Origin of the sequence: Pseudomonas sp. SLBN-26, assembly GCF_006715895.1 — a bacterium.
In the GTDB taxonomy this organism is placed as follows: domain Bacteria; phylum Pseudomonadota; class Gammaproteobacteria; order Pseudomonadales; family Pseudomonadaceae; genus Metapseudomonas; species Metapseudomonas otitidis.
Genome location: NZ_VFOB01000001.1, coordinates 1,664,252 through 1,686,720, shown reverse-complemented (window position 1 = coordinate 1,686,720; position 22,469 = coordinate 1,664,252). Strand labels below are relative to the sequence as shown.

Annotated in this window: 19 protein-coding genes; 11 read left to right on the top strand and 8 right to left on the bottom strand. The window is 70.2% G+C overall.

The genetic code is table 11. The features are described from left to right. Window positions 1–429, bottom strand: a complete 429-nt coding sequence (locus tag FBY21_RS07630; RefSeq protein WP_142009973.1) for a copper chaperone PCu(A)C — start codon at window positions 427–429, stop codon at window positions 1–3. Window positions 430–550: 121 nt separating this feature from the next. Here FBY21_RS07630 and FBY21_RS07625 point away from each other — a divergent pair, with 121 nt between their 5' ends. From FBY21_RS07625 to FBY21_RS07605, 5 genes are all read left to right on the top strand, one after another. Then, a complete protein-coding gene (locus FBY21_RS07625; protein ID WP_142009971.1) occupies window positions 551–1,357 on the top strand; it encodes a dienelactone hydrolase family protein in 807 nt (268 codons plus the stop codon). A gap of 242 nt (window positions 1,358–1,599) precedes the next feature. Beyond that, window positions 1,600–3,426 (top strand): phosphogluconate dehydratase, encoded by a 1,827-nt coding sequence (gene edd / locus FBY21_RS07620; protein WP_142009969.1) that lies wholly within the window; start codon window positions 1,600–1,602, stop codon window positions 3,424–3,426. Beyond that, window positions 3,423–4,382: a glucokinase gene (locus FBY21_RS07615; protein WP_142009967.1), complete on the top strand. Its 960-nt coding sequence runs from the start codon at window positions 3,423–3,425 to the stop codon at window positions 4,380–4,382. The genes edd and FBY21_RS07615 overlap by 4 nt, the downstream gene beginning before the upstream one ends. A gap of 180 nt (window positions 4,383–4,562) precedes the next feature. Next, entirely contained in the window at window positions 4,563–5,288 is a 726-nt protein-coding gene (locus FBY21_RS07610; RefSeq protein ID WP_142009965.1) for a response regulator, read from the top strand. Window positions 5,289–5,316: 28 nt separating this feature from the next. Beyond that, window positions 5,317–6,720 (top strand): ATP-binding protein, encoded by a 1,404-nt coding sequence (locus FBY21_RS07605; protein ID WP_142016334.1) that lies wholly within the window; start codon window positions 5,317–5,319, stop codon window positions 6,718–6,720. On the opposite strand, the gene FBY21_RS07600 is transcribed toward FBY21_RS07605, so the two are convergent. Beyond that, on the bottom strand, window positions 6,717–7,199 hold the full coding sequence (locus tag FBY21_RS07600) for a GNAT family N-acetyltransferase (RefSeq protein ID WP_142009963.1): 483 nt from the start codon (window positions 7,197–7,199) through the stop codon (window positions 6,717–6,719). The two genes, FBY21_RS07605 and FBY21_RS07600, sit on opposite strands and share 4 nt — an antisense overlap. 84 nt (window positions 7,200–7,283) lie before the next feature. Here FBY21_RS07600 and FBY21_RS07595 point away from each other — a divergent pair, with 84 nt between their 5' ends. Then, window positions 7,284–8,216 carry a LysR family transcriptional regulator gene (locus FBY21_RS07595; RefSeq protein WP_142009961.1) on the top strand — a complete coding sequence of 311 codons (933 nt, stop codon included), beginning with the start codon at window positions 7,284–7,286 and terminating at the stop codon, window positions 8,214–8,216. A gap of 270 nt (window positions 8,217–8,486) precedes the next feature. Beyond that, on the top strand, window positions 8,487–8,690 hold the full coding sequence (locus FBY21_RS07590) for a hypothetical protein (RefSeq protein WP_044406437.1): 204 nt from the start codon (window positions 8,487–8,489) through the stop codon (window positions 8,688–8,690). Between the two features lies 1 nt (window position 8,691). Here FBY21_RS07590 and treS read toward each other — a convergent pair whose 3' ends face one another. The 4 genes from treS to FBY21_RS07570 all read right to left on the bottom strand — a co-directional run bounded on the left by treS (window position 8,692) and on the right by FBY21_RS07570 (window position 14,077). After that, window positions 8,692–10,752, bottom strand: a complete 2,061-nt coding sequence (gene treS, locus FBY21_RS07585) for a maltose alpha-D-glucosyltransferase (RefSeq protein ID WP_142009959.1) — start codon at window positions 10,750–10,752, stop codon at window positions 8,692–8,694. Window positions 10,753–10,841: 89 nt separating this feature from the next. Next, window positions 10,842–11,522, bottom strand: a complete 681-nt coding sequence (locus FBY21_RS07580) for an HAD family hydrolase (protein WP_074972647.1) — start codon at window positions 11,520–11,522, stop codon at window positions 10,842–10,844. 82 nt (window positions 11,523–11,604) lie between these two features. Beyond that, the gene (locus FBY21_RS07575) at window positions 11,605–13,461 is read right to left on the bottom strand and encodes a PAS domain S-box protein (RefSeq protein WP_142009957.1); all 1,857 of its coding nucleotides are present in this window, start codon (window positions 13,459–13,461) and stop codon (window positions 11,605–11,607) included. A 58-nt stretch (window positions 13,462–13,519) separates the two neighbouring features. After that, window positions 13,520–14,077 (bottom strand): TetR/AcrR family transcriptional regulator, encoded by a 558-nt coding sequence (locus tag FBY21_RS07570; RefSeq protein WP_044406448.1) that lies wholly within the window; start codon window positions 14,075–14,077, stop codon window positions 13,520–13,522. Between the two features lie 183 nt (window positions 14,078–14,260). On the opposite strand from FBY21_RS07570, the gene FBY21_RS07565 reads away from it, so the two are divergent. From FBY21_RS07565 to FBY21_RS07555, 3 genes are read left to right on the top strand one after another with little or no spacing between them, the layout of a single operon-like run. After that, entirely contained in the window at window positions 14,261–15,409 is a 1,149-nt protein-coding gene (locus FBY21_RS07565) for a MexC family multidrug efflux RND transporter periplasmic adaptor subunit (RefSeq protein ID WP_142009955.1), read from the top strand. 26 nt (window positions 15,410–15,435) lie between these two features. Continuing rightward, a complete protein-coding gene (locus FBY21_RS07560; protein ID WP_142009952.1) occupies window positions 15,436–18,567 on the top strand; it encodes an efflux RND transporter permease subunit in 3,132 nt (1,043 codons plus the stop codon). 5 nt (window positions 18,568–18,572) lie between these two features. Further along, window positions 18,573–19,985: an efflux transporter outer membrane subunit gene (locus FBY21_RS07555; RefSeq protein WP_142009949.1), complete on the top strand. Its 1,413-nt coding sequence runs from the start codon at window positions 18,573–18,575 to the stop codon at window positions 19,983–19,985. A 117-nt stretch (window positions 19,986–20,102) separates the two neighbouring features. Here FBY21_RS07555 and FBY21_RS07550 read toward each other — a convergent pair whose 3' ends face one another. Then, window positions 20,103–20,864, bottom strand: coding sequence for an EAL domain-containing protein (locus tag FBY21_RS07550; protein WP_142009947.1), 762 nt, complete (start codon window positions 20,862–20,864; stop codon window positions 20,103–20,105). Window positions 20,865–21,014: 150 nt separating this feature from the next. On the opposite strand from FBY21_RS07550, the gene FBY21_RS07545 reads away from it, so the two are divergent. Further along, window positions 21,015–21,347 carry a four-helix bundle copper-binding protein gene (locus tag FBY21_RS07545; protein WP_142009945.1) on the top strand — a complete coding sequence of 111 codons (333 nt, stop codon included), beginning with the start codon at window positions 21,015–21,017 and terminating at the stop codon, window positions 21,345–21,347. Here FBY21_RS07545 and FBY21_RS07540 read toward each other — a convergent pair whose 3' ends face one another. Continuing rightward, window positions 21,348–22,469 carry a lactonase family protein gene (locus FBY21_RS07540; RefSeq protein ID WP_142009943.1) on the bottom strand — a complete coding sequence of 374 codons (1,122 nt, stop codon included), beginning with the start codon at window positions 22,467–22,469 and terminating at the stop codon, window positions 21,348–21,350. It abuts the gene before it with no gap.

Sequence of the window (22,469 nt, the reverse complement as noted above, 5' to 3'; positions counted from 1 at the left end):
TCACTGCGCCGTCGCCTCCACGCGCACCTCGCCGGCCTTCTCGAAGCGCAGGACGAACGGGATGCGCTGGCCGGGCGTCACCGGCTGGCGCAGTCCCACCAGTGTCAGGTGGCTGCCGTCCGGCTTGAGCGCCAGCGTGCCCCCGGCGGGTATGCCGAACGACACCAGGGTCATCACCCGGCGGGCCTCGCCGATGCGCACCGTGGTCTGCAGGTCCACCCGCCAGGCCAGGGGCGAGCTGGCGCCGCTCAGCCGGTCGCCATCGCCGCCCCGGTCGTGGATGTCCAGGTAGACCTCCCGCGCCGTGGCGTCCCAGGTCGAGGCCCGGCTCCAGGCTGGCCCCAGTTCCAGGTTCCCCGCCCGTGGCCCATCGGCCAGGGCCCAGGGGCAGGCGAGGGCGAACAGCAGGAGGATCGACGAACGACGCATGGCAACCTCGGCAAGGCATGGGGGAGCGCTATTTCACCTGGCAACGGCGGTTGGCGAAAGCCCGGAAAAACCGCGACACTTGCACGCTGCCCAGCTTCGCTGAACCCGGAGAGGAATCGAAATGCCCAGATTGTCGTTGTTGTTCGCTCTGTTGGCCTTCGCGGGCATCGCCCAGGCCGAGGTCAAGACCAAGGAGCTCCACTACAAGACCGCCGACGGGACCGCCCTGGTGGGCTACTACGCCTACGACGACGCCATCGAGGGCAAGCGCCCCGGCGTGGTGGTGGTGCATGAGTGGTGGGGCCTGAACGACTACGCCAAGCGCCGCGCCCGCGACCTCGCCGAGCTGGGCTACAGCGCCCTGGCCATCGACATGTACGGCGAAGGCAAGAACACCGAGCACCCGGCCGACGCCGCCGCCTTCATGCAGGCCGCCCTCAAGGACGCCCCCGCCGCCAAGGCGCGTTTCCTCGCCGGCCTCGACCTGCTCAAGCAGCAGCCCCTGACCGACAGCAGCCGCCTGGCCGCCATCGGCTACTGCTTCGGCGGCAAGGTGGTGCTGGACATGGCCCGCCAGGGCGTCCCGCTGGCCGGCGTGGTGAGCTTCCACGGCGCCCTCGCCACCGCCACCCCCGCCACCAAGGGCAGCGTCAAGGCGCGCATCCTGGTGGAGCACGGCGGGCAGGACAGCATGGTCACCAAGGCCGACGTCGCCGCCTTCAAGGACGAGATGGACGCCGCCGAGGCCAACTACCGCTTCGTCCTCCAGCCCAAGGCCAAGCACGGCTTCACCAACCCCGATGCCGACCGCCTCAGCCACGCCGGCCACGGCAGCGAGAAAGGCCCGGACCTGGCCTACAGCAAGGTGGCCGACGAGAACTCCTGGGCCGACATGCAGGGCTTCTTCAAGGAAATCTTCCCCCGCTGAAACGCCGCGCCAGGGCTCGTCCCTGGCGCCGCTCCATCCGCTCTGCAGGGGCGCGCGGCCCGGATCGCGCGTCCGTCGCCAGACCGGCACCTCGGCCGGGGTGTGCGGTCAGACCAGAACGACAGGCTGAAGCTGAAAAATGTTGTTCGAATAACAAAATATCCATGCGCATGTGGTGATATTTTGTTTTCCTGCGTTATCTTGATGCAATTAAAACAAGATATCCCCCTGGAGCCCCTGACATGCATCCTCGCATCCTGGAAGTCACCGAGCGGGTCATCGCCCGCAGCCGACCGACCCGCGAACGCTACCTGGCGATGATCCAGGAAGCGGCCAGCAAGGGCCCGCAGCGGGGCAGCCTGCAGTGCGCCAACTTCGCCCACGGCGTGGCGGGTTGCGGCGGCATCGACAAGCAGCGCCTGCGGCTGATGGACTCGGCCAACGTCGCCATCGTCACCGCCTACAACGACATGCTCTCCGCCCACCAGCCCTACGAGACCTACCCCGAGGTGCTGCGCCAGGCCCTGCGCGAGATCGGCTCCGTCGGCCAGGTGGCCGGCGGCGTACCGGCCATGTGCGACGGTGTCACCCAGGGCGAGCCGGGCATGGAGCTGGGCATCGCCAGCCGCGAAGTGATCGCGATGTCCACCGCCATCGCCCTGTCCCACAACATGTTCGACGCCGCGCTGTTCCTCGGCGTGTGCGACAAGATCGTCCCCGGGCTGATGATGGGCGCCCTGCGCTTCGGTCACCTGCCGTCGTTGTTCGTACCCGCCGGCCCCATGCCCTCGGGCCTCTCCAACAAGGAGAAGGCCGAGGTCCGCCAGCGCTACGCCGAAGGCAAGGCCACCCGCGACGAGCTGCTGGAGGCGGAGATGCAGGCCTACCACAGCCCCGGCACCTGCACCTTCTACGGCACCGCCAACACCAACCAGATGCTCGTGGAGATCATGGGCCTGCACCTGCCGGGCGCCTCCTTCGTCAACCCCGGCACGCCCCTGCGCGAGGCCCTGACCGCCGAAGCCGCGCGCCAGGTGACCCGCCTGACCCGCCAGGCCGGCCAGTTCGTGCCGCTGGGGCACATCGTCGACGAGCGCGTGCTGATCAACGCCGTGGTCGCCCTGCACGCCACCGGCGGCTCCACCAACCACACCCTGCACCTGCCGGCCATCGCCCGCGCTGCCGGTGTCCAGCTCGACTGGCAGGACATGGCCGAACTGTCCGAGGTGGTGCCGACCCTGGCCCACGTCTATCCGAACGGCAAGGCCGACATCAATCACTTCCAGGCCGCCGGCGGCGTCGCCTTCCTGGTGCGCGAACTGCTGGATGCCGGCCTGCTCCATGAAGATGTCGAGACCGTCGCCGGCCGTGGCCTGCGGCGCTACACCCAGGAGCCCTTCCTGGAGGACGGCCGCCTGGTCTGGCGCGAAGGCGCCGCCGCGAGCCTGGACGAGAACATCCTGCGGCCCGCCGCGCGGCCGTTCTCCCCGGAGGGCGGCCTGCGGGTGATGACGGGCAACCTCGGCCGCGGGGTGATGAAGGTCTCTGCCGTCGCCCCCGAACACCGTGTGGTGGAGGCCCCGGCGCGGGTCTTCCACGACCAGCAGGCCCTGGCCGATGCCTTCAAGGCCGGCGAGCTGGACCGCGACCTGGTGGCGGTCATGCGCTTCCAGGGGCCGCGCTGCAACGGCATGCCCGAGCTGCACAAGATGACCCCCTTCCTCGGCGTCCTGCAGGACCGTGGCTTCAAGGTCGCACTGGTCACCGACGGGCGCATGTCCGGTGCCTCCGGCAAGATCCCCGCCGCCATCCACGTCACCCCCGAAGCCTATGACGGCGGCCCCCTGGCCCGTGTGCGCGACGGCGACATCGTTCGCGTCGATGGCGTGGCCGGCACCCTGGAACTGAAGGTGGACGCCGCCGAGTTCGCCGCCCGTGAGCCCGCGCCGCCCATGCACCAGGCCGAAGTCGGCTGTGGCCGTGAGCTGTTCGCCTTCATGCGGGCCGCCTTCAGCTCCGCCGAAGAGGGCGCCAGTGCCTTCACCCGCAGCCTGGAGAGCCTCAAGTGAGCCTGGCGCTGGTCGGTGACATCGGCGGGACCAACGCCCGCTTCGCCCTGTGGCGGGAACAGCGCCTCGACGCCGTGAAGGTGCTGGCCACCGCTGATTTCCCGGACCCCGAGTCGGCCATCCAGCACTACCTGGCCGGGCTCGACCTGCCCCTCGCCGAGCTGGAGGCCGTCTGCCTGGCCTGTGCCGGCCCCGTGGGCGGGGAAGACTTCCGCTTCACCAACAACCACTGGCGGCTCAACCGGACCGCCTTCTGCCAGCGCCTGGGCATCCAGCGCCTGCTGCTGGTCAACGACTTCACCGCCATGGCCCTGGGCATGACCCGCCTGCGCCCCGAGGAGCGCCAGGAGGTGTGCCCCGGCACCCCCGAAGCGGATCGCCCCGCCGTGGTGATCGGGCCCGGTACCGGGCTTGGCGTCGGCACCCTGCTGCCCCTGGGCGAGGGCCGCTGGACGGCCTTGCCGGGGGAGGGTGGGCACGTCGACCTGCCGGTGGGCAGCCTCCGCGAGGCCGCCCTGTGGCAGCACCTGCACCAGCGCCTCGGCCATGTCAGCGCCGAGAACGTCCTCAGCGGCAACGGCCTGCTGCAGCTCTACCGCGCCAGCTGCGCCCTGGATGGCAGCGCGCCGCACCTGGACAGCCCGGCGGCCATCACCTCGGCGGCCCTGGCCGGCGACCCCGAGGCGAGGGCGGTGCTGGAGCAGTTCTGCACCTGGCTCGGCCGCGTCGCGGGCAACAACGTCCTTACCCTCGGCGCCCGGGGCGGGGTCTATGTGGTGGGCGGCGTGGTGCCGCGCTTCGCCGAGTTCTTCAAGGCCAGCGGCTTCGCCCGCGCCTTCGCCAGCAAGGGCTGCATGAGCGGTTACCTGGAGGGCATCCCCGTGTGGCTGGTGACGGCCGAGTACCCGGGCCTGGAAGGTGCCGGCGTGGCGCTGCAGCAGGCGATGCGGGCGTGAGGCGCAGTCACGGGAAGCGGACGCGAGGCACGTTCCCGGCAGGCGACCTGTTGTAGGGTGGACCGGGCTTCATCGGTCCACCGATGGCGATGCAGCACCGCCGACAGCGGGATGAACGATCGCGGCCTCAACGCCTCGCATCCAAACGGACATGACCGATAACAACAAAGGACGGCCGACATGAGCCCTTCCGGAAAGCACATCCTCCTGGTGGATGACGACCAGGAAATTCGCGAACTGCTGCAGGCCTTCCTCAGCCGCGCCGGCTTCCAGGTGCGCACCGTGGCCGATGGCGCGGGCTTTCGTGCCGCCATGGACGAGGCCGGCGCCGACCTGGCGATCCTCGACGTGATGCTGCCCGACGAGGACGGCTTCAGCCTCTGCCGCTGGGTGCGCGAACACCCGCGCCTGGCCCAGGTGCCGATCATCATGCTCACCGCCAGCTCCGACGAGGCCGACCGGGTCATCGGCCTGGAGCTGGGCGCCGACGACTACATCGGCAAGCCCTTCAGCCCCCGCGAGCTGCAGGCCCGGGTCAAGGCCCTGCTGCGCCGGGTCGGCTTCGGCCGGGAGCGCGAGGCCCAGGTGGTCAGCTTCGACGCCTGGCGCCTGGACATGGTCAGCCACCGCCTGTTCCACCGCGACGGCGAGGAGGTGATCCTCTCCGGCGCCGACTTCGCCCTGCTCAAGCTGTTCCTCGACCACCCGCAGCAGATCCTCGACCGCGACACCATCGCCAACGCCACCCGTGGCCGCGAGGTGATGCCCCTGGAGCGCATCGTCGACATGGCCGTGAGCCGGTTGCGCCAGCGCCTGCGCGACACCGGCAAGGCACCCCGGCTGATCCGCACCGTGCGGGGTGCCGGCTACCTGCTCGCCGCCCAGGTTTCCTCCCGCCGTGCTTAGGGCCGTGCCGCGCTCGCTGCTGGCCCGCATGCTGCTGCTCACCCTGCTGGTGGTGGTGCTGGCCCAGGCCCTGTCGAGCCTGATCTGGGTCTCTCAACTGCGCGCTAGCCAGCTGGAGGGCCTGCTGATCAGTGCCCGCAGCCTCGGCCAGTCCATGGCCGCCAGCGTCAGCTACATCCGCTCGCTGCCCCTGGGCTACCGGCCCATGGTGCTGGACCAGCTGCGCAGCATGGGCGGCACGCGCTTCTTCGTCTCCCTCAACGACAAGCCGCTGGCCATGCGTGTGCTGCCGGAAACCCCGCGCAAGCAGGCGGTGCTCGCCGAGGTGGAGGCGGTGCTGCGCGAGCGCCTGGGCAAGCCGGTGGAGATGTCGCTGCACTTCGTCGACCCAGAGGACCTGCGGCTCTTCAACAGCGGCCTCAAGCTGGACGAGTTGCCGCGCTCCTGGGCCCACTACGCCCTGACCCTGGAGCCCCTCGACCCGCCGGTGCTGGTGACGCAGATCCGCATCAGCCCCAACGAGTGGCTGTACCTCGCCTCGCTGCTGCCCGAGCCCTACGCCGGGCTGGAAGACCAGGGGCTGCCGGCCCAGCAATGGGGTTTCATCCTCATCACCAGTGCCTTCCTGCTGTTGTTCATCGGCCTGCTGGTGCGCTGGCAGAGTCGCCCCCTCAAGCGCCTGGCCGCCGCCGCGCGGGAAATGAACCTGGGCGCCGAGGTGCGCCCGCTGCCCGAGGCCGGTGGCAGCGAAGTGGTGGAGGTGAGCCGCGCCTTCAACGCCATGCGCGAGCGCATCAGCCGTTACCTGAGCGAGCGCAGCCAGCTGTTCAGCGCCATCTCCCACGACCTGCGCACTCCCATCACCCGCCTGCGCCTGCGGGTCGAGCTGCTGGAGGACGAGGCCCAGCAGGCCAAGTTCAACCGCGACCTGGACGAGCTGGAGCTGCTGGTGAAGGGCGCACTGCAGTGCGTGAAGGACACCGACATCCACGAGAACATCGAACAGGTGGACCTCAACCACCTGCTCCACGGCCTGGTGGAGCCCTACCTGGCCAACGGCCGGGTCACCCTCGACGGCGCCGCCCTCGAGCGCTACCCCGGCAAGCCGCTGGCGCTGCGGCGCTGCATCGGCAACCTGCTGGACAACGCCCTGAAGTACGGCGAGCGCGCCCACCTGCGGGTGGAGGACCGCCCCGAAGCCTTCGTCCTGCACGTGGACGACGAAGGGCCGGGGGTGCCGGAGCAGAAGCTGGAGCAGGTGTTCGAACCGCATTTCCGCCTGGCCGGCCAGCAGCAGGGCTACGGCCTGGGCCTCGGCATCGCCCGCAGCCTGGCCCATAGCCACGGCGGCGAGCTGAGCCTGCGCAACCTGCGCGAGGGCGGCCTGCGGGTCACCCTGCGCCTGCCGCGCACAGGCGCTGACGCGCCCTAGACGCCGGCGGCGAAGCCGCTGAGCGCCTCGCCATCCAGGCGGTAGCGCACCCACTCGTCCTGGGGCTTGGCGCCGATGGCCTGGTAGAAGTCGATGGCCGGCTGGTTCCAGTCCAGCACGCTCCACTCCAGGCGACCGCAGCCATTGGCCACCGCCTCGCGGGCCAGGGCGCGCAGCAGGTCGCGGCCGGCGCCCACGCCGCGCTTGGCCGGGGTGATGTAGAGGTCTTCCAGGTAGATGCCGTTGCGCCCCAGCCAGGTGGAGTAGCTGTAGAAGTACACCGCGTAGCCGATGGGCTGGCCGTCGCACAGGCACATCAGCGCCTTGGCCGGCGCGCCCTCGCTGAACAGCGTGCGCTGGATGTCCTCGACGCTGGCGATCACCTCGTGGCGGGCGCGCTCGTAGTCGGCCAGTTCGATGATGAAATCCAGGATCTGCTGGGCGTCACCGGGCTGGGCGGGGCGAATCTCTATGTTCATGGGGCTCTCCAGTAAAGGGGCGCCCATGCTAACGGCGCTGGTAAGCTGCATGAAGTGCATTTATGTCATCAGGAGCTGAATGCTGTGCATCACTTGCTGCGCCGTCTCGACCTCAACCTGCTGCTGGCCTTCGACGCCCTGCATCGCCACCGCAATGTCAGCACCGCCGCCAGCGAACTGGCCATCAGCGCCTCGGCCTTCAGCCATGCCCTGGCCCGCTTGCGCCAGGCCCTGGACGACGAACTCTTCCTGCGCCAGGGCAACCGCATGCAGCCGACCCAGCGGGCCGAGCAACTCGCCGGCCCGGTGGCGGCCGCGTTGCGCACCCTCGGCGAGGGGCTGGAACAGTGGGACCCGTTCGACCCTGCGCGCAGCCAGCGCACCTTCGTCTTCGCCGTCACCGACTACACCGCCTTCGCCCTCATGCCGGCCCTGGTGGAGCGCCTGCAGCGCCTCGCCCCGGGCATCCAGCTGCGCCTGGTGCACGCCGAGCGCAAGGTCTCCATCGACGACCTGGCCAGCGGTCGCATCGACTTCGCCCTGGGCTATGGCGAAGAGCAGGACCAGTTGCCGGCCGGCATCCAGGCGCTGGACTGGTTCAGCGACGCCTACCAGGTCATCGCCCGGCGCGACCACCCCCGTGTGCAGGGCGCGCCCGACCTGGACGCCTACCTGGCCGAACGCCACGCGGTGGTGACGCCGTGGAACGAACCGAGCGGGGTGATCGACCAGGTGCTGGCCCGCATGGGGCTGCGCCGCGATGTGGCGCTATGGCTGCCGTCGGTACTCGCCGCGCCTTTCATCATCGGTGCCAGCGACCTGCTGATGACCGCCCCCGGCCACGCCGCCGAGACCCTGCGGGACGTGGCCGGCATCACCCTCTACCCGGCGCCCTTCGCCATCCCGCGCTACACCTTGCGTCTCTACAGCCACGCCCGCTACGCCGGCCGCGACGCCCATGCGTGGATGCTGGAGCAGCTCCAGGCGCTGCCGATCCGCTCGCGTTCGCCGGACTGAAACGCCGCTGTCATCGGCCCGTCATCGCGGAGCGCGATCATGCCCCTGCACCCAACGGGCAGTGGGTGCGTGCATATCGTGGTTTCCACATCGATCGTGCCCTTGCTGGGCAGGAACCGACCTTCAAAGGTCGGTTTTTTTTCGCCTGCGCGCCCTGCTGAGGTTTCCCGACCTGAAAGCGCATTGTGAAATTCCGACAGGCCGCTCCTGACATCAGATCGCAACATCCCTCCGGCAGGATGCGCGCAGTTTTCCCCTCGGACCCCCGCCGTGACCCGTGCCGTACGTGATTGCCGCAAGCTCCTGGACACCATCGCCATGAACAACGAAGACGCCGCCATCGCCGTGATGAAGGCCGCCGAACGCATCGGTGATGCCCACCTCAAACAGCAACTGCTGGAGATCATCCAGCGCATGCACCAGGACGCCGCCGACCTGCGCACCCTGCGCGAGCGCATCGACCAGCGCGCCTGAGCTAGAGCATCGGCGCGTTGGTGGCGATGCGCAGGGCGCGCCCCTCGTAGGCTTCCAGCTCGATCAGCAACTCCCCCCGTTCCGACAGGTCGCCCTCCAGGCGCTCATCCAGGATGTTCACCACCGGCCCCGGCGGCACGTCCGCCAGGGTCAGCACTTCGCTGAGCGGTTCGCCGCTGAAGTTCAGTGCGGTGATCTGGGTGCCACGCCCGGCAGGCAGGTCATGGACCATCACCAGCAGCCCCGGATGGCGGGTTTCCGGCAGCGGGCGCTGGTGGCTGGAGGCGATGCCGTAGGCGCGGCGCACGGCCAGCAGCCGGCGGGCCTGGGCGGCGAAGGAGTCCGGGTCGCGCAGCTGCGTCACCAGGCTGCCGTAGAGGCTGCGCGCCCGGGGCAGGCCTTCGGTCGAGCGGTCCACGTCCGGCGCCAGGTCGGCCAGGTCGTAGGCACCGCGATGGATCCAGCGGGTGTCGCCATCGGCCATCAGCGGCGCGACCTGCTCGGCGGCCAGGGGCAGGGCGCCCACCAGGTCCCAGCCGGACAGCGCGACGATCCCCGGCTGCAGCGCGTTGAACATCAACAGCAGCAGGTGCAGCCGGCGGATGCGGGCGATGTCCTCCGCCGTCAGCGCCTCCAGGTCACGCAGGCCCAGGGCGGCGGTGATCAGGCTGACGGTGGTGCAGGCCACGCCGTTGGTGACGAACTTGAGGTTGTAGGGGGCCTCCGGCCCCGCCAGGCGCTCGTACATCTCGCCGCGTACCTGCTCGCGCAGCAGCGCCCCGGAAAGGCTCTGGCCCTTGTACTGGTAGGTGTCGGTGGCGTGCAGGGTCCAGAAGTGCACCAACTCCAGGGTCAGCTCGTCGTGGTTCTGCAGGGCGTGGATCAGCGAGGCCGGGTCGATCTGGTAGGCATGCATCTGCTGCAGCATCAGCCGCAGGAACTCGGTGTCGCCGGTCAGCAGCGCGTGCTGGGCCGCCGGGCGGGTGATGAAGTCGTAGGAGAGGTCGGCGCCGCCCCGTGACATGGCGGCGATGTCGTCCAGGGTCAGGTTCAGCTCCTGGAAGCTGAAGGCCCCGGCCTTGCGGATCATCCCGCCGAGCAGCTGGTTGGCGGTGATCGACAGCGGGTGGCTCTCCGACCAGGCGGTGCCCTGGGCGCGGCGCTCCACGCCGAGGAAGCCGTTGGCGTCGAGCCGCAGCACCCGCGCGCCGAGCACGTCGATGGAGTGCAGGGCGTCGCCGATGATCAGCTGCTGGGCCGCGAAGCTCGGGTCCAGCCAGTTCAGCGAGGGCTGGCCGGCCTTGAAGTAGTGCAGGTAGACCCAGCGCCGACGCTTGCCGTCCGCGCCCTCCACCGGTGGCGTGGCGCTCCAGTCGGTTTCCTTGACCCCGGGCTCGAAGAAGATCACCCGCTGCAGCTGGCCGACGATGTAGTTGCGCTCGCGCAGGGCGTCCACCGCGTCCGGCGGGAGGTTCACCGCGTCACGGCCTTCCGGCACGTCCGGCAGCAGGGCCCAGTCCTGCTCGGGGATCTCCACCATGTGGTAGAGGCCGGGGTAGTCGCCCACGGCGCGCTCTGCCAGGCGGAAGTCGGCGCCCTTGCCGGTGTGGGCGGGGATGCAGTCGTCGATGGTCACGGCGTTGTGCGCGGCGGCCACCCGGCTGAGGTGCACCTGCTGCTCGTCGTTGCCGTAGCGCGGGTCGATGTCCAGGCCGATGCGGTCGAAGTTGCCGTCCACCGTCGGGGTGTAGTCGCGGCCCGAGAGGCCGCCGGCACGCTTCAACGGGCCGGTGTGGATGCCCTGTACCCCCAGTTCCGAGAGGGCGCTCCACAGGCGTTCGTCCGCCAGGGCCTGGAGCACGCTCATGCCATCGGGGGCGATGATCGAGGCGGGGTAGGCGGTGAACCACACCGAAGCCACGGCGGTGACGCTGCGGGGGCGGGTGAGGGCGTAGGGCTGCTGCCACAGGCGTGGTTGGCCGGCGTAGAGACGGGCTCGCTGGCGCGCGCTTTCCAGCATCGAGCGCTGGCTCAGCCAGTCGAGGTACTCGGGGTCGTGCATGGCGCTCCTCCGGACCGGTGCGCCGCGCCGATCGCGGCGTCCTCCAGTTCAGAGCGCAGGGAGTGGAGCTTCGTTCACCTTGCGACGCGTCAGCCGGCTCCGCCCAGCACGCCTTCGCGGCGCAGCAGGTCGAGCACCGCGTGCAGGTCGGGCAGCACGGCCAGGCAACGGCGCCGGGTGTCTTCGGGGGGCTGGGTCATGTCCGGCACCATCAGCGTCGGTACGCCGGCAGCATGGGCGGCGGCCACGCCGGGGATGGAGTCCTCCACCGCCAGGCAGTCCGCCGGGGCCAGGCCCACGCGCTGGGCCGCCAGCAGGTACAGCGCCGGGTCGGGCTTGCCCAGGTCGACGTCGTCGCGGGTCACCACCACGTCGAAGAAGCCGTCGATGCCGCCCAGGGCCAGGTGCTCGTGGGCCGAGCGGCGGTGGGAGGAGGTGGCGATGGCCATCGGCCGGCCGCTTTCGCGCATGGCGCTGAGCAGGGGGACGACGCCGGGCTTGAGCGGCAGGCCGTCCTGCAGCATGAGGGTCTTGTGGCGCAGGTAGGCGGCGCCGAAATCGTTCAGCGGGAAGTCTTCGCCGTAGTGGTCGAACAGGCGCTGGCGGTAGGCCGGCCAGTCGATGCCCACCAGGCCTTCGCACAGCTGTGCGGCGTCCGGCAGGCCCAGGGATTCGAGGGCATGCAGGGAGCAGGCGAGGTTGAGGGTCTCGGTGTCCACCAGGGTGCCGTCGAGGTCCAGCAGGAAGCCGGCGATGCGGGTCGGGTCCATCGGCGAGTCTCCTGTGTCGGTGCCGTGGAGGGAGCCCGCATGCTGAACGATCCGCGTGGTGCTGTCGCCTGGTTTCGCGCGGCTAGGTGCTGCTGGCCCAGGCCAGGTCGGCCTTGGCGATGCGGTAGCGGTCGCGCCCCTCTTGCTTGGCCTGGTACATCGCCGCGTCGGCGTCCTTGATCAGCTGGGCGTGGCTGCGCCCGTCGCCGGGGCGGAACAGCGCCACGCCGATGCTTACCTGCACCTCGGCGCTCCGGCCCTCCAGCTGGTAGGGCGTACGGATGGCGGCCAGCACCTTCTCCGCCACGGCATGCACCGCCGGGCGGTCGCCCAGGGGGTGGACCAGCAGGGTGAACTCGTCGCCGGCCAGGCGGTAGACCTGGTCGGCGCTGCGCAGGCTGGCGCGCAGGCGGCGGGCCACTTCGCGCAGCAGCGCATCGCCGGCGTCGTGGCCGAGGGCATCGTTGACCTGCTTGAAGCCGTCCAGGTCGAGGAACATCAGGGCGAAGGCCTCGCCATGGCGATCGGCACGCGCCATCAGCGTCGGCAGGTGGTCGTACAGCGCGCGGCGGTTGGGCAGGCCGGTGAGCGGGTCCTGCAGGGCCTCGCGGCGCAGGCGGGCTTCGCGCTGCTTGCGCTGGCTGATCTCGTGGAGGAAGGCGTTGAACAGCACCTTGCCGCCGGCCCGCAGGGCGTCGATATGCACCTCCAGGGGCATCAGGCGGCCGTCCTTGTGCAGGGCGTCCAGTTCGATGCGTCGGCCCAGCACCTGGTGCTCGCCGGTGCGCAGGTAATGGCGCAGGCCGTCGAGGTGCGCCTGGCGCATGGGCTCGGGAATGAGCAGGTCGTGCAAGGCCTGGCCGATGGCTTCGTCCCGGGTCCAGCCGAACAGCGCCTCGGCGGCACGGTTCCAGGCGCTGATGCAGCCCTCGCTGTCCATCGCCACGTAGGCGTCCTGGGTGTGCTCCAGCACCGCGCGCAGCTCCATCTCGCGCTCCGCCAGGGCCTGGGTGCGTTCGTGGACGCGCTGTTCCAGGGTGCGTTGCAGCTCCGCCAGGTGGGCTTCGGTGTGCTTGCGTGCATCGATGTCGTTGATCACCGCGAGGAAGTGCTCCAGGGCGCCACGGCGGTCGAGCTGCTTGGTCACGGTGATGCTCACCCAGATGTGCCGGCCATCCTTGCGCACGTAGCGCTTCTCCAGCTCGTAGCGGTCGATCTCGCCACGGATCAGCCGCTCCACCTGGGCCAGGTCGGCATCCAGGTCCTCGGGCACGGTGACGTCGGCGAAGCTCATGCCGGCCAGCTCCTCGCGGCTGTAGCCGAGCACGTCGACCAGCGCCTGGTTGACCCGCAGCCAGCGGCCTTCGGGGCTGACCACGGCGAGGCCGGAGCCGACGCGCTCGAAGAGCATCTCGAAGCGGCCTTCGGCCTCCCGGGCCAGGCGCCGCGAGTCGAGGGCCGCCTCGCGCAGGTGGAATTCGCGGGCGACCAGGGCCCCCAGGTCTTCCAGCACCCGGCGCTGTTCGTCGGTGAGCTGCCGGGGGCGGTCGTCGATGGCACACAGGGTGCCCAGGGCGAAGCCGTCGCGGGTGCGGATCGGCGTGCCGGCGTAGAAGCGGATGTGAGGGGCGCCGACAACCAGGGGGTTGTCGCGGAAGCGGGCGTCGATGCGGGCATCCTCCACCACCAGGGTGCCGCTGCCGCCGATGGCATGGACGCAGAAGGCGGCGTCGCGCGGCGTCTCCTGCACGTCCAGCCCCACCCGGGACTTGAACCACTGGCGGTGTTCATCCACCAGCGACACCAGGGCGATGGGCACCCCCAGGGTGCTGGCCAGCACGCGGGTGATGCGGTCGAACACCTGCTCAGGCGGTGTGTCGAGGATTTCCAGGCTGCGCAGCAGCTGGAGGCGTTCGGCTTCGTGTTGAACGTTGCTCATGGGGATCCGGGGTCGCTTGGCCTTGCTACAGCCTAGTAGAGCGTCACCCGGCACCTGTTCATGAAGCCCGGGCCGCGCCCTGGAGGAAGAACTGCTCGACGGCCAGTGCCGACTGGGCCGGCGCGGCGCGCCCCCGGCGCTCGGCGTCGGCGATACCGTAGATCAGCGAGATGAACAGTTCCGTCATCACCGGTGCAGGGGTGTCGATGCGCAGCAGGCCGTCCTGCTGACCGCGCAGGAAGAAGGCATCCAGCGCATCCACATAGGGCTGCCAGCGGCTCGCCTCGAGCTCCGAATGCAGGGTCTCGGGGCGGTACTGGAACATCAGGAACACCAGCATCTCGCGGTTCGCCAGGTGCTCGCGGATCAGCGTGCGCAGGCCCGTCAGCGGGTCGCCCTGCTGCAGGGCCGGCTCGGAAATGATCTGGTGCAGCACCTCGGCGCCGTAGCTCATCAGCATCTCTTCCAGGTTGTCCCGGGTGCCGCAGAAGCGGTGCAGGGTGGCCTTGCTGACCCCGGCGGCCTCGGCCAGGTCCTTGAGGGTGGCGCGTGGTCGGTCCACGAAGGCCACGGCGAGGGCCTTGAGCAGGCGTTCGTCTTGGTGGGGCTGCGGCATGGCGCGTCCTCGGGCTCGATTCAACGGACAGGGAGGGCGCCATTGTGCAGGAAAAGTCCCAATCCTCAATGGCACTGTGCAATTTTGTTTAACAAAGTCTCTTGTGAGACAAAATTGACTCATTTGGTTTTTCGTAGGATTATTCGCGCCCTTCAAGGTTCAAGGCCAAGGTGCAGGTGAAGCATGGGCAGGTGGCGCAGTACGGGAATCCTTTCCCTGGTGGTGGCGGGCGTGATGCTCGCCGGGTGTGAACAGGCGGGCGAGGCCGCGGCGGGCGAGATGCCGCCGCGCGAGGTGCAGACCGTGGTGGTACGGGCCGAGCCCCTGGCCCGGGTCGCCGAGCTGCCCGGGCGCGTCGAACCGGTGCGGGTGGCCGAGGTGCGGGCGCGGGTGGCCGGCATCGTGGTGCAGAAGCGCTTCGAGGAAGGCGCCGACGTCAAGGCCGGCGACCTGCTGTTCCAGATCGACCCGGCCCCGCTGAAGGCTGCCCTGGCGCGTGCCGAAGGCGAGCTGGCCCGGGCCGAGGCGACGCTGTACGAAGCCCGTGCGCGGGTTCGCCGCTACGAGCCGCTGGTGAGGATCGAGGCGGTCAGCCGCCAGGACTACGACAGCGCTACCGCCGACCTGCGCAGTGCCGAGGCGGCGACCCGCTCGGCCCGCGCCGACGTCGAGACCGCGCGGCTGAACCTGGGCTACGCCTCGGTGACGGCGCCCATCTCCGGGCGTATCGGCCGTGCGCTGGTCACCGAAGGCGCGCTGGTGGGGCAGGGCGACGCCACCCTGATGGCGCGCATCCAGCAACTGGACCCGGTCTACGTCGACTTCAACCAGCCCGCCGCCGAGGTGCTGCGCCTGCGCGAGTCGCTCAAGGCCGGCGGCCTCGACGGCAGCGGCGACCTGCCCCTGAGCCTGCGGGTGGAGGGCACCGACCACGAGGCCACCGGCGAGTGGCTGTTCACCGATGTGTCGGTGGACCCCGGCACCGGCCAGGTGGCCCTGCGCGGGCGCTTCGCCAACCCCGGCAAGCTGCTGCTGCCGGGCATGTACGTGCGCGTGCTGGCCCCCCAGGGCATCGACCGCAAGGCGCTGCTGGTGCCGCAGCGTGCGGTGCAGCGTGGCGCGGACGGCGTCGCCCAGGTGCTGGTCGTCGGCAGCGACGGCCGTGCCGAAGCCCGCGCGGTGGAAACCGGCGTGATGCAGGGCGCCCGCTGGCAGGTGCTGCATGGCCTGCAGCCGGGGGACCAGGTCATCGTCAGCGGGCTGGCCGGCCTGCAACCGGGGGCCGGCGTGGTGGTGCGCCCGGCCGCGGACCAACAGGCGGCGCGCCAGTGAGCGCCGGCCGTCGCGAGGATCATTGAATGTCGCAATTCTTCATCAATCGGCCCAAGTTCGCCTGGGTGGTGGCGCTGTTCATCTCCCTGGCAGGCCTGCTGGCCATCCCGGCGCTGCCGGTGGCGCAGTACCCCAGCGTCGCGCCGCCGCAGATCTCCATCGGCGCCACCTACCCGGGGGCTTCCGCCCAGGTGCTGGTGGACTCGGTCACCAGCGTGATCGAAGAGGAGCTCAACGGTGCCAGGGGCCTGCTGTACTTCGAGTCCACCAGCAACTCCAACGGCAGCGCCGAGGTGACGGTGACCTTCCAGCCGGGCACCGACCCCCAGCTGGCCCAGGTGGACGTGCAGAACCGCCTGAAGAAGGCCGAGGCGCGCCTGCCCCAGGCGGTGCTCACCCAGGGCGTGCAGGTGGAGCAGGCCAGTGCCGGCTTCCTGCTGATCTACGCGCTGAACTACAAGCCCGGTGCCGAGCATGCCGACACCACGGCGCTGGGCGACTATGCCGCGCGCCACATCAACACCGAACTGCGCCGGGTGCCCGGGGTGGGCAAGCTGCAGTTCTTCTCCTCCGAGGCCGCCATGCGGGTCTGGGTCGACCCGCAGAAGCTGGTGGGCTACGGGCTCTCCATCGACGACGTCGGCAGCGCCATCCGTGGGCAGAACGTGCAGGTGCCGGCAGGCGCCTTCGGCAGCTCCCCGGGCAGCAGCGAGCAGGAACTGACCGCCACCCTGGCGGTGAAGGGCACCCTGGACGATCCCCAGGCCTTCGGGCGTATCGTGCTGCGGGCCAATGCCGACGGCTCCCGCGTCACCCTGGCGGACGTCGCGCGGATCGAGGTGGGCAGCGAGAACTACAACTTCGCCGCGCGCCTGAACGGCAAGCCGGCGGTGGCCGGCGCCATCCAGCTGGCCCCCGGTGCCAACGCCATCCAGACCGCCGGAGCGGTCAAGCAGCGCCTGGCCGAGCTCTCGGCGAACTTCCCCGATGACGTCGAATACGCGGTGCCCTACGACACCTCGCGCTTCGTCGGCGTGGCCATCGAGAAGGTGATCCACACCCTGCTGGAAGCCATGGTGCTGGTGTTCCTGGTGATGTTCCTGTTCCTGCAGAACGTGCGCTACACGCTGATCCCGTCCATCGTGGTGCCGGTGTGCCTGCTGGGCACCCTGGCGATCATGTACGGGCTGGGGTTCTCGGTGAACATGATGACCATGTTCGGCATGGTGCTGGCCATCGGCATCCTGGTGGACGACGCCATCGTGGTGGTGGAGAACGTCGAGCGGATCATGGCCGAGGAAGGCCTGCCCCCGGTGGCGGCCACGGTGAAGGCGATGCAGCAGGTGTCCGGCGCCATCGTCGGCATCACCCTGGTGCTGGCGGCGGTGTTCCTGCCCCTGGCCTTCATGGGGGGCTCGGTGGGGGTGATCTACCAGCAGTTCTCCCTCTCGCTGGCGGTGTCGATCCTCTTCTCCGGCTTCCTGGCGCTGACCTTCACCCCGGCGTTGTGCGCCACGCTGCTCAAGCCCATCGAAGGTGGCCACCACCAGAAGCGCGGTTTCTTCGGCGCCTTCAACCGCTTCTTCACCGCGCTCACCGAGCGCTACACGCTGCTCAACCACCGGCTGGTGCGCCGTGCGGGCCGCTTCATGCTGGTCTACCTCGGCCTCGTCGCCGTGCTCGGCTACAGCTATGCGCGCCTGCCGGAGGCCTTCGTGCCGGCGGAGGACCTGGGCTACAACATCGTCGACGTGCAGCTGCCCCCGGGGGCGACCCGCGTCCGTACCGACGCCACCGCCCAGCAGCTGGAGGCCTTCCTGCAGTCACGCGAGGCGATTGCCAACAACTTCCTGGTGATGGGCTTCAGCTTCTCCGGCCAGGGGGAGAACGCTGCGCTGGCATTCCCCACCTTCAAGGACTGGTCCCAGCGCGGGCCCGAGCAGTCCGCCGAGGCGGAGACCGCCGCCGTCAACGCCCGTTTCGCCGCCCCCGAGGACGGCAGCGTGATGGCGGTGATGCCGCCGCCCATCGACGGCCTGGGCAACTCCGGCGGTTTCGCCCTGCGCCTGCAGGACCGCGCCGGCCTCGGCCGCGAGGCCCTGCTGGCCGCCCGTGACCAGTTGCTCGGCGAAGCCAACGGCAATCCCAAGATCCTCTACGCGATGATGGAAGGCCTGGCCGAGGCGCCCCAGCTGCGCCTGGACATCGACCGCGAGAAGGCCCGCGCCCACGGGGTCAGCTTCGAGGCGATCAACAGCACCCTGTCCACCGCCTTCGGTTCGGCGGTGATCAACGACTTCTCCAACAGCGGTCGCCAGCAACGCGTGGTGGTGCAGGCGGAGCAGGGCGCGCGGATGACCCCGGAAAGCGTGCTGCGCCTGTTCGTCCCCAACGACCGGGGCGAGCAGGTGCCGCTGGCCACCTTCGTCACCCCGCGCTGGGAAGAGGGGCCGGTGCAGATCGTGCGCTACAACGGCTACCCCAGCATCCGCATCGCCGGCGACGCCATGTACGGCGTCAGCTCCGGCGAGGCCATGGCCGAGATGGAGCGCCTGGCTTCGCGCTTGCCCGAGGGCATCGGCTACCAGTGGACCGGGCTCTCCTACCAGGAGCAGGTCGCCAGCGGCCAGGCGACCCAGCTGTTCGCCCTCGCCATCCTGGTGGTGTTCCTGCTGCTGGTGGCGCTGTACGAGAGCTGGTCGATCCCCTTCACGGTGATGCTCATCGTGCCCATCGGCGCCCTGGGCGCGGTGCTGGCGGTGATCGTCGCCGGCCTGGCCAACGACGTGTATTTCAAGGTGGGGCTGATCACCATCATCGGCCTCGCGGCGAAGAACGCGATCCTCATCGTCGAGTTCGCCAAGGAACTGTGGGAGCAGGGCCGCAGCCTGGGCGAGGCGGCCATCGAAGCCGCGCGCCTGCGCTTCCGGCCCATCGTCATGACCTCCCTGGCGTTCATCCTCGGCGTGGTGCCGCTGACCCTGGCCACCGGCGCCGGGGCCGCGAGCCAGCGCGCCATCGGCACCGGCGTGATCGGCGGCATGCTCGGCGCCACGCTGCTGGGGGTGGTGTTCGTGCCCGTCTGCTTCGTCTGGGTGCTGTCGCTGCTGCGCAGCCGGCCGGCCCCCGTTGCCCAACCCGTCCCGGCCCAGGAGTGATTGCCGTGCGTACCCCTGTTTTCATCGCATCGACCCTGCTGGCCCTCGCCCTGGGCGGCTGCTCCCTCGCACCCAGCTACCAGCGCCCCGAGGCGCCGGTGGCGGGCGCCTGGAGCGGTGCCACGGCGTCCCCGTCCACCGTGGAGCGGGTGGACGGCCAGGGCTTCATCACCGACCCCGAACTGCGTCGCCTGGTGGGCATCGCCCTGCACAACAACCGCTCGCTGCGCCAGACCCTGCTGGACATCGAGCAGGCCCGCGCCCAGTACCGCATCCAGCGCGCCGACCGGGTGCCCGGCCTGGGCGCCACGGCCTCAGGCAATCGCCAGCGGGTGCCGGGGGATCTTTCCAGCAGTGGCACCTCATCGGTCAGCCACAGCTACCAGGTGGGCCTGGCGGTGCCGGAGTACGAGCTGGACCTGTTCGGCCGGGTCGCCAGCCTCAGCGAATCGGCGCTGGAGCAGTACCTCGCCACCGAAGCCGCCGGCCGGGCCGCCCGGGTGGCACTGGTGGCCGAGGTGTCCCAGGCCTACCTCACCTATGACGGCGCGATGCGCCGGCTGGAGCTGACCCGGCGGACCCTGGCCAGCCGCGAGGCCTCCTTCGCCCTGACCGAGCGGCGGCGCCAGGCCGGCACCGCCACCGCCCTGGACTATCAGGAGGCCCGGGGCCTGGTGGAGCAGTCCAATGCCGAGCTGGAGCGCATCGAGCGCGAACGGCGCCAGGCCTTCAATGCCCTGGTGCTGCTGCTGGGCACCGCCGACGCTGTCCGGGACGTCCCCGAGCCGCTGCCGGAGGCCGCCCGGGTGCTGCAGGACATCGCCCCCGGCACGCCGTCGGCGCTGATCGAGCGCCGCCCCGACATCCTCGCTGCCGAGCACCGCCTCAAGGCGCGCAATGCCGACATCGGTGCCGCGCGGGCGGCGTTCTTCCCGCGCATCAGCCTCACCGGCAGCCTCGGCACCTCCAGCGCCGAGCTGTCCGGCCTGTTCGACGGCGGCTCGCGCAGCTGGAGCTTCGTGCCGACCCTGACGCTGCCGCTGTTCGACGCCGGCCGCAACCGCGCCAACCTCGACCTGGCCGAGGTGCGCAAGGAGTCAGCCGTGGCTGCCTACGAGGCCAGCGTGCAGGTGGCATTCCGCGAAGTGGCCGACGCCCTGGCCGCCAACGACACCCTGCGCCGCGAAGAGGCCGCCCGCAGCGCCCTGGCCGACACCAGCCGGGAAACCCTCAAGCTGGCCCGTGCGCGCTACGAGGGCGGGGTGGACAGCCACCTGCGCTACCTGGACGCCGAGCGCACCAGCTTCGGCAACGAACTGGCCCTGATCGAAACCCGCACCCAGCGGCAACTGGCCCTGGTGGACCTGTTCCGCGCCCTGGGGGGCAGCTGGTCGGAGGAAACGCCGGTGGTGCGATGAACCCTTGCCGAACCTGCCCACGCCCTCCCGGGGTGGGTTCGACGACCCCACCGGCGAGGCTCCTTTCGCCGTGTGGCCTTCCAGCGCCCTACGGGGCGCTTTTTTTTGCGCAGGGGGTCAGGCCGCCGGCCACCTCACCTCCGGCAACTGCTCGAACGCCGGTCGGGCGAACAGGAAGCCCTGGTAGAGGTGAACGCCCAACGCCCGGAGCTTGGCCAGCTCCTCGTCCGTCTCCACCCCCTCGGCGATGACCTCGATGGACAGTGCCTGGCAGACGCCGAGAATGCCCCGGACGATGGCCTCGCGTACCGGGTCCTGGTCGATGTTGCGGATCAGCGCCATGTCCAGCTTGATGATGTCCGGCTGGAACTCGGCCAGCAGGTTGAGGCCGGAATAGCCGGCGCCGAAGTCGTCGATGGCGGTCTTGAAGCCCTGCTTGCGGTACTCGGCGATGATGCTTTTCAGGTGGGCCTTGTCCACCAGCTCCTCGCCCTCGGTGATCTCGAAGATCAGCCGGCTGGTGGGGAAGCCGAAGCGGCGTGCGGCCTCAAGGGTGGCGCGGATGCAGGTGGCAGCCTGGTAAACGGCATTGGGCAGGAAGTTGATGCTGACGAAGCAGGGCACGTCCAGGCGCGCGGCCAGCTCCACCGCCTTCACCCGGCAGGCCTGGTCGAAGGCGTAGCGATTGGCGTCGGTGACCCGCTCCAGCACGCTGCCCGCGCCCTGGCCGTCGAGCCCGCGCACCAGGGCTTCGTAGGCGAACAGGCTGCCGTCGCGCAGGTCCACGATGGGCTGGAACGCCATGCTGAAGTCGAAGTCGAGTGCGTTGCCGTCACGGCAGTGGGCGCAGGGGCTTGGGCGGTCGGTCGGGGTGTCCATGCAGGCTCTCCAGAAGGGAAGCGAAGTGTGAATCCCATCACGCCTGAATGCTAGACGTCCCTGGCCCTGCGTGGCGTGACAGCCGGTCGGCCGACGGGAACCCGGGAGTGTTGCAGGCACCGAACCTGTATCGAACCCAGGAGAATGCCCATGGAAACACCACGCGAAGCCTGTCTTGAAGCCTGCCGGGCCTGCATCGAGGCCTGTTCCCGGCTGGTCAGCGAAAGCCGCCTGGACGAAAGCGGCGAGGACCTCGAACGCTGCGTCGAACTGGGCCGCGAATGCGCGGACACCTGCCTGGTGATGACCGAGCTGGTGGCGGCGGAGAGCCCCCAGGCGGCGCCGTTCGGCCACTTCTGCGCGACGCTGTGCCGGCTCTGCGCCCAGGAGTGCCAGCGGCATGACCCGGATTGGTGCCTGGCCTGTGCCGATGCCTGCGAGGCCTGTGCCCGGCTGTGCGGCAGCGTGGCCCGCGCTGCCTGATCAGGGCAGGAAGCGCAAGGTGGCCGGCGCCGGTGTCTGCAGTTCCTGCACCACATCCTGCAGGCGGCCGCTGGCCGGGTCGCGGCGCAGGACGGTGATGCGGTCGCTGCGCTGGTTGGCCACCAGCAGGAAGCGTCCGTCGGGGGAGAGGGTGAACTCCCTCGGCTCTTCGCCGCCGCTGTCGTGGCGCTGGAGTTCGTCCAGGCCGCTATCCTCGCGCACCCGGTAGGCCACGATCTGGTTGTGCACCCCGCGCCGGGCCACGTAGAGGAAGCGCCCATCCTGCGACAGGTGCAGGGCCCCCAGGCGGTTGTCGCCGGCAGCCGGGGCGGGGTCGAGGTCCACCTGTCCGCGGTAGGTGAGCCGTGTGCCCTGGCGCTCCAGCAGGGCGACCTGGTTGCAGAGTTCCAGGCTGAGGTAGCCGTGCCGGCCACGGGCGTCGAACACCAGATGGCGTGGGCCGCTGCCCGTCGGTACGGCCAGGTAGGGGGGACTGGCAGGCGTCAGCGTCGGGCCCTTCGCGGTGCTGCGGTAGTCGAAGGCATACACCCGGTCCGCCCCCAGGTCGGTGACCAGCAGCTGCCGGTCGATGGCCACGGCGGCGTGCAGGTGCGAGGAACCCTGGCGCAGCGAACCCGGTTGCTCGAAGGGCTGGCGCCAGCGCTGTCGCACCGGGCCCAGGCGACCCTCGTCTGAAACCGGCAGCAACGACAGGCTGCCGCCGGGCCGGGGTTCGGTGGCGTAGTGGGCGACGAACAGGGCACGGCCATCCTCGCTGAGGCTGGCGTAGGTGGGCTCGGCGCCGCCACTGTCGACGCTGTCGAGCACCGTCAGCTCGCTCCGGGCGCCGATGCCCAGGCTGCTCACGCGCCCCTGGGTTTGCTCGTCGACGGCGAACAGCAGGGGCCGGCCAGGGTCGACCACCAGCCAGGTGGCATTGGCCAGGGGCAGGCGCTGCGCCGGGCTCGCCTCCAGACGGCCCGACTGGGGATCGAAGGCATAGCGCAGCAGGCCCGGGCAGGTGGGGCCGCTGCAGCCCACCACGAGTTGCAGCGGGGCGGGCGGCCGTAGCGTGCAGCCCGTGAGCAAGGCCAGGGCCGCGAGGCCGAGCAGGCGCCCCAT

Excerpts from the sequence above, each read along its gene's own strand:
- FBY21_RS07630 (WP_142009973.1), bottom strand. The coding sequence starts at position 429 with ATGCGTCGTTCGTCGATCCTCCTGCTGTTCGCCCTCGCCTGCCCCTGG.
- FBY21_RS07625 (WP_142009971.1), top strand. The coding sequence starts at position 551 with ATGCCCAGATTGTCGTTGTTGTTCGCTCTGTTGGCCTTCGCGGGCATC.
- edd (WP_142009969.1), top strand. The coding sequence starts at position 1,600 with ATGCATCCTCGCATCCTGGAAGTCACCGAGCGGGTCATCGCCCGCAGC.
- FBY21_RS07610 (WP_142009965.1), top strand. The coding sequence starts at position 4,563 with ATGAGCCCTTCCGGAAAGCACATCCTCCTGGTGGATGACGACCAGGAA.
- FBY21_RS07605 (WP_142016334.1), top strand. The coding sequence starts at position 5,317 with ATGCTGCTGCTCACCCTGCTGGTGGTGGTGCTGGCCCAGGCCCTGTCG.
- FBY21_RS07600 (WP_142009963.1), bottom strand. The coding sequence starts at position 7,199 with ATGAACATAGAGATTCGCCCCGCCCAGCCCGGTGACGCCCAGCAGATC.
- treS (WP_142009959.1), bottom strand. The coding sequence starts at position 10,752 with ATGCACGACCCCGAGTACCTCGACTGGCTGAGCCAGCGCTCGATGCTG.
- FBY21_RS07580 (WP_074972647.1), bottom strand. The coding sequence starts at position 11,522 with ATGGACCCGACCCGCATCGCCGGCTTCCTGCTGGACCTCGACGGCACC.
- FBY21_RS07575 (WP_142009957.1), bottom strand. The coding sequence starts at position 13,461 with ATGAGCAACGTTCAACACGAAGCCGAACGCCTCCAGCTGCTGCGCAGC.
- FBY21_RS07570 (WP_044406448.1), bottom strand. The coding sequence starts at position 14,077 with ATGCCGCAGCCCCACCAAGACGAACGCCTGCTCAAGGCCCTCGCCGTG.
- FBY21_RS07565 (WP_142009955.1), top strand. The coding sequence starts at position 14,261 with ATGGGCAGGTGGCGCAGTACGGGAATCCTTTCCCTGGTGGTGGCGGGC.
- FBY21_RS07560 (WP_142009952.1), top strand. The coding sequence starts at position 15,436 with ATGTCGCAATTCTTCATCAATCGGCCCAAGTTCGCCTGGGTGGTGGCG.
- FBY21_RS07550 (WP_142009947.1), bottom strand. The coding sequence starts at position 20,864 with ATGGACACCCCGACCGACCGCCCAAGCCCCTGCGCCCACTGCCGTGAC.
- FBY21_RS07545 (WP_142009945.1), top strand. The coding sequence starts at position 21,015 with ATGGAAACACCACGCGAAGCCTGTCTTGAAGCCTGCCGGGCCTGCATC.
- FBY21_RS07540 (WP_142009943.1), bottom strand. The coding sequence starts at position 22,469 with ATGGGGCGCCTGCTCGGCCTCGCGGCCCTGGCCTTGCTCACGGGCTGC.